Genomic DNA, 6,196 nt, shown 5'->3' on the forward strand with positions numbered 1-6,196 from the left:
TCAATGTCGGCGTCAACCAGAACCTGACGCAGCTGCAGAATGTCGAGGTCAACACCCTCAACAATGTCGGCTCCATCGGCCCGAGCTTCGCCGTGCCGAAGATCAATGTCAGCCCCAGCCAGTTTGGCCGGCTTGACGTCTCGATCTGATTCTGGAAGTGATACCAATTCCGAGTCTTAACATGACAAGTGAAATTGATGGATTTTTTCGGCTGGCGAGGCGCAGGAGGAATCCATAGCGGGGCTATGGATGACGAGTGCAACGCGGCCAGACGGAATAAGACGCGATTTCATGGCATGTTATGGCTTGGGATTGGTATAACACCCGCGCCAGTCGCTGGATCATCGATTTCAGTGACTTCCTGCAACATGGATTTTCGATACGGACGCTGATACGCTTCAACTATCCATCCATGTGTGCAGCCCAGGCCCGATGCAGCGATGCGCCGGGCTGCTTTGCCTTTCAAGGAGAACATCATGTCCAGCATCACGATCAAGGACCTGCCCGACAGCATCGAGCTCGACCGCGAAGCCATGCGCACGATTACCGGCGGCGCACGCCGCGGTGGCGGTACCAATAACGGCGGCCGACAGGCTTCGCCGCACCGCATCCTGGTGCGCGGCAGCGGCCTCGTCGATCGCCCGGCCGGATTCGCGCACAGGCTGGTGCCGAGCAAGCAAGGCTCTTCGCGCTAAGAGGCGTAAACGGCAGACAGCACCGGTTCGTCACCGGTGCTGTTCATTCATCTGGCTTCAACGCCGGCGTTGCGCGCCGGCAGCGTTGAAATCGGGGCCGACTCAGGCGGCTTTCCAGAAAATGTAATCCGCCTGGTAGCGAACGATTTCCCGCTTGCCCTTGCTGGCCGCATTGCACTCCATCGCCGGCGCGACGCCGCCCTTGAGCGCGACGCGCTGGATGTAGGTGACGTCTTTCATGACGCCCGGGCCGCTTGCGGGATTGGCCTTGACCAGCTGGTAAGGCAGGTTGCCGGCGCCCGACGGCGCAACCGCGAGCTGCGTTGCGGTAATCTTCGAACCGTCCGACGCTTCCCATGTGGCCGGCGGGCCGTAGTAGGTGCCTACCTGCTTGCCGCTTCGGTCATTGAGCACGGCCTTCGGTCCCACGAATGCCCATTCCATTTGGCCGGGCGCGGCGGGCGCACCGGCTGCGGCCGCCTTCTCGCGGCATTCATAGGTGATCTCCCCTACGCCGACGGTTTCCATGGCAACCCGGTTGCCCGCCGGGACCTTGATGGCGGCCGGCAGCGCGTCCTGCGAATACATGGCCATCTTTTGCGGCGCGGTGCCGCAGGCGGCCAGCACGGCAAGCGCTCCGAGCGCGGTGGCGATGGAAACGATACGGGCGTGGCATGATGTTTTCATTGTTCTCTCCATAATGATTCGCGATGAATGTCAGCAGCAAAGTCCGATGATTTTTCGGCTGCTGCATCTGATACGCACGCGGCGGCGTTTTGGATTCAACTATTTTCGGAGAGATTTATGTCAGGATAGCCCCTGCCCTGCCTCATGCCTGGCGCGGATTGCGGATAAGCGTTAGCACAACGGCAACAAGTTCGCCCGGCTCGACCGGCTTGACCAGGTGCGCATCGAAACCGGCCAGCAAGGCGTGCTCGCGGTCCTGGCTGCGGGCAAAGGCGGTGACGGATGATGCGGGAATGTTCCGGTTCGGGCCAGCCAGCGCGCGCACCTTGCGGATGAGCGCGAACCCGTCCTCGTCGGGCATGCCGATATCCGAGAGCAGGACATCGAATGTTTCAGCCTGCAGCCGTTCCAGGCATTTCGCCGCGCTGGAAACACCGGTTACCTCCGCCGCATGCACCGCGAGCACGCGCCGGATCAAGTCAAGCGTATCCGGATCGTCATCCACCACCAGGATCCTCAAGCCGCGCAGCTTCTGGAATTCTGCGCTTTTCTGCGCCGAGTCCTCGAAGGACCTGATGTTATCTTCGCGCATTACCGCCACCGGCAGGCGCACCACGAAACATGCGCCCCGGCCGTGGCCTTCGCTATGGGCCTGGATTTCACCGCCATGCATCTCGACCAGGCTTTTCGTCACCGACAGCCCGATGCCCAGCCCGCCGTGGCGGCGCGTGGGCCCCATGTCGCTCTGGCGGAAGCGTTCGAAGATATGCGGCAGAAAAGCCGGGTCGATGCCTCTGCCGCTATCCTGCACGCTGATCCGCAGCGATGCGCCCGCATGCTGAAGAGATACATCGACAGTGCCGCCATCCACGCTGAACTTGATCGCGTTGTCCACCAGGTTGGCAATGATCTGCTGCAAGCGGGAAGCATCCCCCCGCACCGGCGGCGGCATGGCATCGACATGCGTCCGTATCCTGACCGCCTTCTTTTCTGCGAGCGGCTGCGCGGCATCGATAACGGCATGCAGTGCCGCCAGCAGGTCTGCCGGCCCCATGTCGATGCGCAAGGTGCCGGACAGGATGCGTGACATGTCGAGCAGGTCTTCGATCAGCTTGGCCTGCGCCTTGGCATTGCGCTCGATGGTTTCGAACGCCCTGAGTTCCTCCTCGCGCGATACCCGCTGCATCTGCAGCAGCTGCGCCCAGCCGAGGATGGCGCCGAGCGGGGTGCGCAGTTCATGCGAAACGGTCGAAAGGAAATCGTCCTTGAGACGGTTCGCGCGTTCGGCTTCCGCTCTTGCCGAGCGCTCCCGCTCGAGCAGGTCGAGCACATGCTCGTCCCGCTCGCGCACCGCGCGCCGGGCTGCGACCAGTTCCAGCGCGGTGCGCACCGCCGCCGGCAGCTTGGGAAATTCTTCCCTGCGCTTGACGATATAGTCGGACAGGCCGCTTTTCATTCCAGCCGAGCAGACATCCTCATTTCCGGTGTTGGTGAACATGATGACCGGCCGATCCGGATGCCTTTCCCTGATGCGCTGGAAGACCACCAGTCCATCGCTCCAGCCCAGCCTGAAATCGGTGATGACGCAGTCATAGTATGCGTCGATCAGCGCCTCGAATTCCACGGCTTCGCCGGCTTCCAGAAAGCGCGCCTCCGGCATGGCGAGCGCGATGGCGCGGCGCGCAAGCTCACGGTCGTCGGGATTGTCATCGACAAGCAATATCTGGATAGCATGCGTCATCGACGTTCCCCATTGCCCTGCGCCGGCGACCTGACGTTATGGACCAGCCAGTACAGTCCGGTGGTTCTCAGGAGCTCGGTCGTCTCCTGCATGGTCGCCGGCTTTTTCAGATAGGAATTGGCGCCGAGCCGGTAAGCCTCGCCGACATCGGCATCCTGCGTGGAAGTCGTAAACATCACCACCGGCAGAGCGGACAGGCCCGGGTGCGCCCGTATCCACGCAAGCACTTCCAGTCCGTTGCGGCGCGGCAGCTTCAGATCCAGCAGGACCAGCGCCGGCGGTTGCGCCGCATCCGCCGCGCCTCCGAGGAAAGTGATCGCCTCGTCGCCGTCGCGCACCACATTCACCGGAGCCGTCACTCCGGCCTTGCGCAGCGAGCGCTGCACGAGGATCACATCGTCTTCGTTGTCTTCGACGAGGAGAATATGCGGCGAACCTGCCGCGGTTGCCGTTGCGTTCATTGTCGTCATTGCTGTCATTGCGCCTCCCGTGAATGAAGCGGCAGCTCGATCCAGAAACATGCGCCCTTGCCCGGTTCGGATTCCACGCCGCAGTCGCCGCCCATGCGCCGCGTCGCCTTGTCGACAATCGCAAGCCCGATGCCGGTGCCTGCGAATGCTTCCTGGCCGTGCAGCCTTTCGAAAGGACGGAAGATGCGCTCGCTCTGGCGCGGGTCGATACCGATGCCGGCATCGCGCACCCACAGTCTCGCGCGACCCTCGCGCAGCTCGCTGCCGATGCGGATGCGCGGCACCTCCCGAGGCAGGGAAAACTTGAGCGCATTCGACAGCAGGTTTTGAAGCACCTGAACGCAGGCCGCATGGTTGGCGCGCACTGTCGGAAGGTTTTCCCCGATCTCGATCTCGGCCCGCGTATCCCTGATGGGCGCGGCCAGCATGCGCAGCGCTTCGTCGAGCGCGTCCGACAGCCGCACCGGCGCCAGACCCAGGTCGGTTCTCGCCAGCCGGGCAAAGGAAAGCAGGTCCTCGATCAGGCGTTCCATGCGCATCGCCGCCTTTTCTATGCGCACCAGATAATCCTTTCCGGTGTCATCGAGCACCGGCGCATAGTCTTCGGCAATCGCTTCCGCGAATCCCTGGATGCCGCGCAAAGGAGCGCGCAGGTCGTGCGCCACCGTATAGCTGAACGCTTCCAGGTGGCCGTTGGCTTCCTGCAAGGCGCTGGTCCGCTGCTCCACCCGCTTTTCGAGCACCTGGTTGATGGCGCGGATTTCCGTTTCCGCGGCCTTCAGCGATGTGATGTCCGACGATACGCCGCATACGCCGGTCAGCTTGCCGCCCGCACCAAGCAAAGGCACCTTGGCGGAAATGAAATGCCTGAGTTCCCCGCTGCGCGCATCCACCACGCTTTCCTCGAAACGTACCGCCTGGCTGCCTTGCATCGCCTGCCTGTCGGTCTCGAGATGAAGTTGAGCGATGTCGTGCGCGAACAGATCCGCGGACGTCTTGCCGATGATGGCGCCGGCCGTCCTGCCGGTGAATTCCTCGAACGCCTTGTTGACCAGAATGAATTTTCCGTGGGTATCCTTCAAAAAAATCAATGCCGGCGATCCGTCGATAACGCTGCGCAAGAGATTGCGCGCCTCTTCCAGTTTTACGCTTGCCCGCTGCCGAGCGAGGTTGTCGATGCGCACCACGCCGAACGCCAGCCCGAGAAGGCCGAGATTGACCAGCGCCGCAAGGACGATGATGCGCATTCCCTTTTCCGCGCTGCGGCCGGAGTCTTCGATACGCGCGTTGAGCCTGTGGTTTTCGGCTTGCAGCATGGCGTCGACTTCGGCCCGCATTCTCAGCATGTAATCGCGGCCGCGATCGGTCCGCACCAGTTGCTGGGCCGCCTCGAAACCCTGATTGCGCCGCACCCCGATGGTTTCCGCCAATTCCGCAAACTTGAGTTCCTGCTGCTGCCTGAAGGCACGCAAGCGGGCGAGCTGGGGCGCGTCATCCTTGAATCGCCGCTCAAGTGTCATGAGCGCTTGCGGCAGTTCGCGCAACGCCGTTTCGTAAGGCAGCAAGTAATGCTCGCTGCCCGTGATCATGTAACCCCGTTGTCCCGTTTCCGCATTGAGCGCCTGTGTCATGAGATTCTGCAACTCCAGCACGGTAGCCCTCGCCGAAGCCTCGCTCCGCTGGTTGGCGATCAGGTCGCCGACTGCATCCTTGCCGATATAGACGGTAAAGACGAGCCCGACGGCGACGAGCAGGAAAGGAAGCAGGAAACGGTTGAAACTGAGGTGCTGCAGCTTGGCCAATCTATGCTTTCTCCCATGCAATCAGATCCATATCGATGCCTGCCATTCCTGAACGCTTTCAACGCTTTCAACTTAACAAGTTCAAGTTGAGATGCATGGCCGGATGGGAAGTTCGATCTCGCTACCTTGCGCGGCATGCCCATCGGTGGAAGACCGTGTGGTCCGCCGCCAGACAACATAGTGCTCAAGTGTTGGTTCCTGGCCGGCACGTTTCGTCCGGCTTGAGCGCATCGATGCCGCGCACCGCAATCGATCAGCATGAATTCTCTTTCTTTTCATTGGCTTACACCGCTTTTCAACTCGTCTCCGCGACCTGGCACAGCCCCTGCTATATCTCCTTCAAGCGCAACGAAACGCTTGAAACACCGGACCCAACCGACCCTTTACGAACCTTACCTTCAGGAGAATCACCATGAAAGCACTGTCCATCAAAGACCTGTCCGTTTCCAAAGACCTCGGCACCGCCGACATGGCTGCCGTATCCGGCGGCACCGGCTACTACAAGGCCCCTGTCTTTTTCGCCAGCCCACTGTTCAGCATGGCCAAGAGCGAACTGAATTTCGACGCCGCCCAGTCGCTCGGTCAGAGCCAGAACACCATGGTCAACAACGGCAACAACGTCGCCTTCGCCTCCGGCATCAAGTCCAACGTGAACCCGACACAGACCGGCAAGAACACCATCAACTTCATGTCGTAAGCAGATCCCGCGATCCGGCGCCGGCGGAGGCATGGCCTTCATCGGCAGCCCCGGCATTCAGGACGCATTCATCCACTCATTCACTCATTGCAGCAAGGAGCATC

Annotated in this window: 6 protein-coding genes; 2 read left to right on the forward strand and 4 right to left on the reverse strand. The window is 61.5% G+C overall.

The genetic code is table 11. The annotated features are described in order from the left end of the window. Positions 1 to 476 precede the first annotated feature (476 nt). Complete coding sequence (locus tag RY831_RS32505; RefSeq protein WP_326510435.1) at positions 477 to 695, forward strand: hypothetical protein; 219 nt, start codon at positions 477 to 479, stop codon at positions 693 to 695. 102 nt (positions 696 to 797) lie between these two features. Here RY831_RS32505 and RY831_RS32510 read toward each other — a convergent pair whose 3' ends face one another. The 4 genes from RY831_RS32510 to RY831_RS32525 all read right to left on the reverse strand — a co-directional run bounded on the left by RY831_RS32510 (position 798) and on the right by RY831_RS32525 (position 5,395). Further along, on the reverse strand, positions 798 to 1,382 hold the full coding sequence (locus tag RY831_RS32510; RefSeq protein WP_326510436.1) for a DUF3455 domain-containing protein: 585 nt from the start codon (positions 1,380 to 1,382) through the stop codon (positions 798 to 800). A gap of 142 nt (positions 1,383 to 1,524) precedes the next feature. Further along, on the reverse strand, positions 1,525 to 3,123 hold the full coding sequence (locus RY831_RS32515) for an ATP-binding response regulator (RefSeq protein WP_326510437.1): 1,599 nt from the start codon (positions 3,121 to 3,123) through the stop codon (positions 1,525 to 1,527). Then, a complete protein-coding gene (locus tag RY831_RS32520; protein ID WP_326510438.1) occupies positions 3,120 to 3,584 on the reverse strand; it encodes a response regulator in 465 nt (154 codons plus the stop codon). The genes RY831_RS32515 and RY831_RS32520 overlap by 4 nt, the downstream gene beginning before the upstream one ends. A 14-nt stretch (positions 3,585 to 3,598) precedes the next feature. After that, on the reverse strand, positions 3,599 to 5,395 hold the full coding sequence (locus RY831_RS32525; protein ID WP_326510439.1) for a sensor histidine kinase: 1,797 nt from the start codon (positions 5,393 to 5,395) through the stop codon (positions 3,599 to 3,601). Positions 5,396 to 5,807: 412 nt separating this feature from the next. Here RY831_RS32525 and RY831_RS32530 point away from each other — a divergent pair, with 412 nt between their 5' ends. Next, positions 5,808 to 6,092, forward strand: a complete 285-nt coding sequence (locus RY831_RS32530; RefSeq protein WP_326510440.1) for a hypothetical protein — start codon at positions 5,808 to 5,810, stop codon at positions 6,090 to 6,092. Positions 6,093 to 6,196: the final 104 nt, after the last annotated feature.

The organism is Noviherbaspirillum album, assembly GCF_035916955.1.
In the GTDB taxonomy this organism is placed as follows: Bacteria; Pseudomonadota; Gammaproteobacteria; order Burkholderiales; family Burkholderiaceae_D; genus Noviherbaspirillum; species Noviherbaspirillum album.

What these genes read in the sequence shown, in the direction of transcription:
- RY831_RS32510 (WP_326510436.1), bottom strand. Translation starts at nt 1,382, where the DNA reads ATGAAAACATCATGCCACGCCCGTATCGTTTCCATCGCCACCGCGCTC.
- RY831_RS32530 (WP_326510440.1), top strand. Translation starts at nt 5,808, where the DNA reads ATGAAAGCACTGTCCATCAAAGACCTGTCCGTTTCCAAAGACCTCGGC.
- RY831_RS32505 (WP_326510435.1), top strand. Translation starts at nt 477, where the DNA reads ATGTCCAGCATCACGATCAAGGACCTGCCCGACAGCATCGAGCTCGAC.
- RY831_RS32520 (WP_326510438.1), bottom strand. Translation starts at nt 3,584, where the DNA reads ATGAACGCAACGGCAACCGCGGCAGGTTCGCCGCATATTCTCCTCGTC.
- RY831_RS32515 (WP_326510437.1), bottom strand. Translation starts at nt 3,123, where the DNA reads ATGACGCATGCTATCCAGATATTGCTTGTCGATGACAATCCCGACGAC.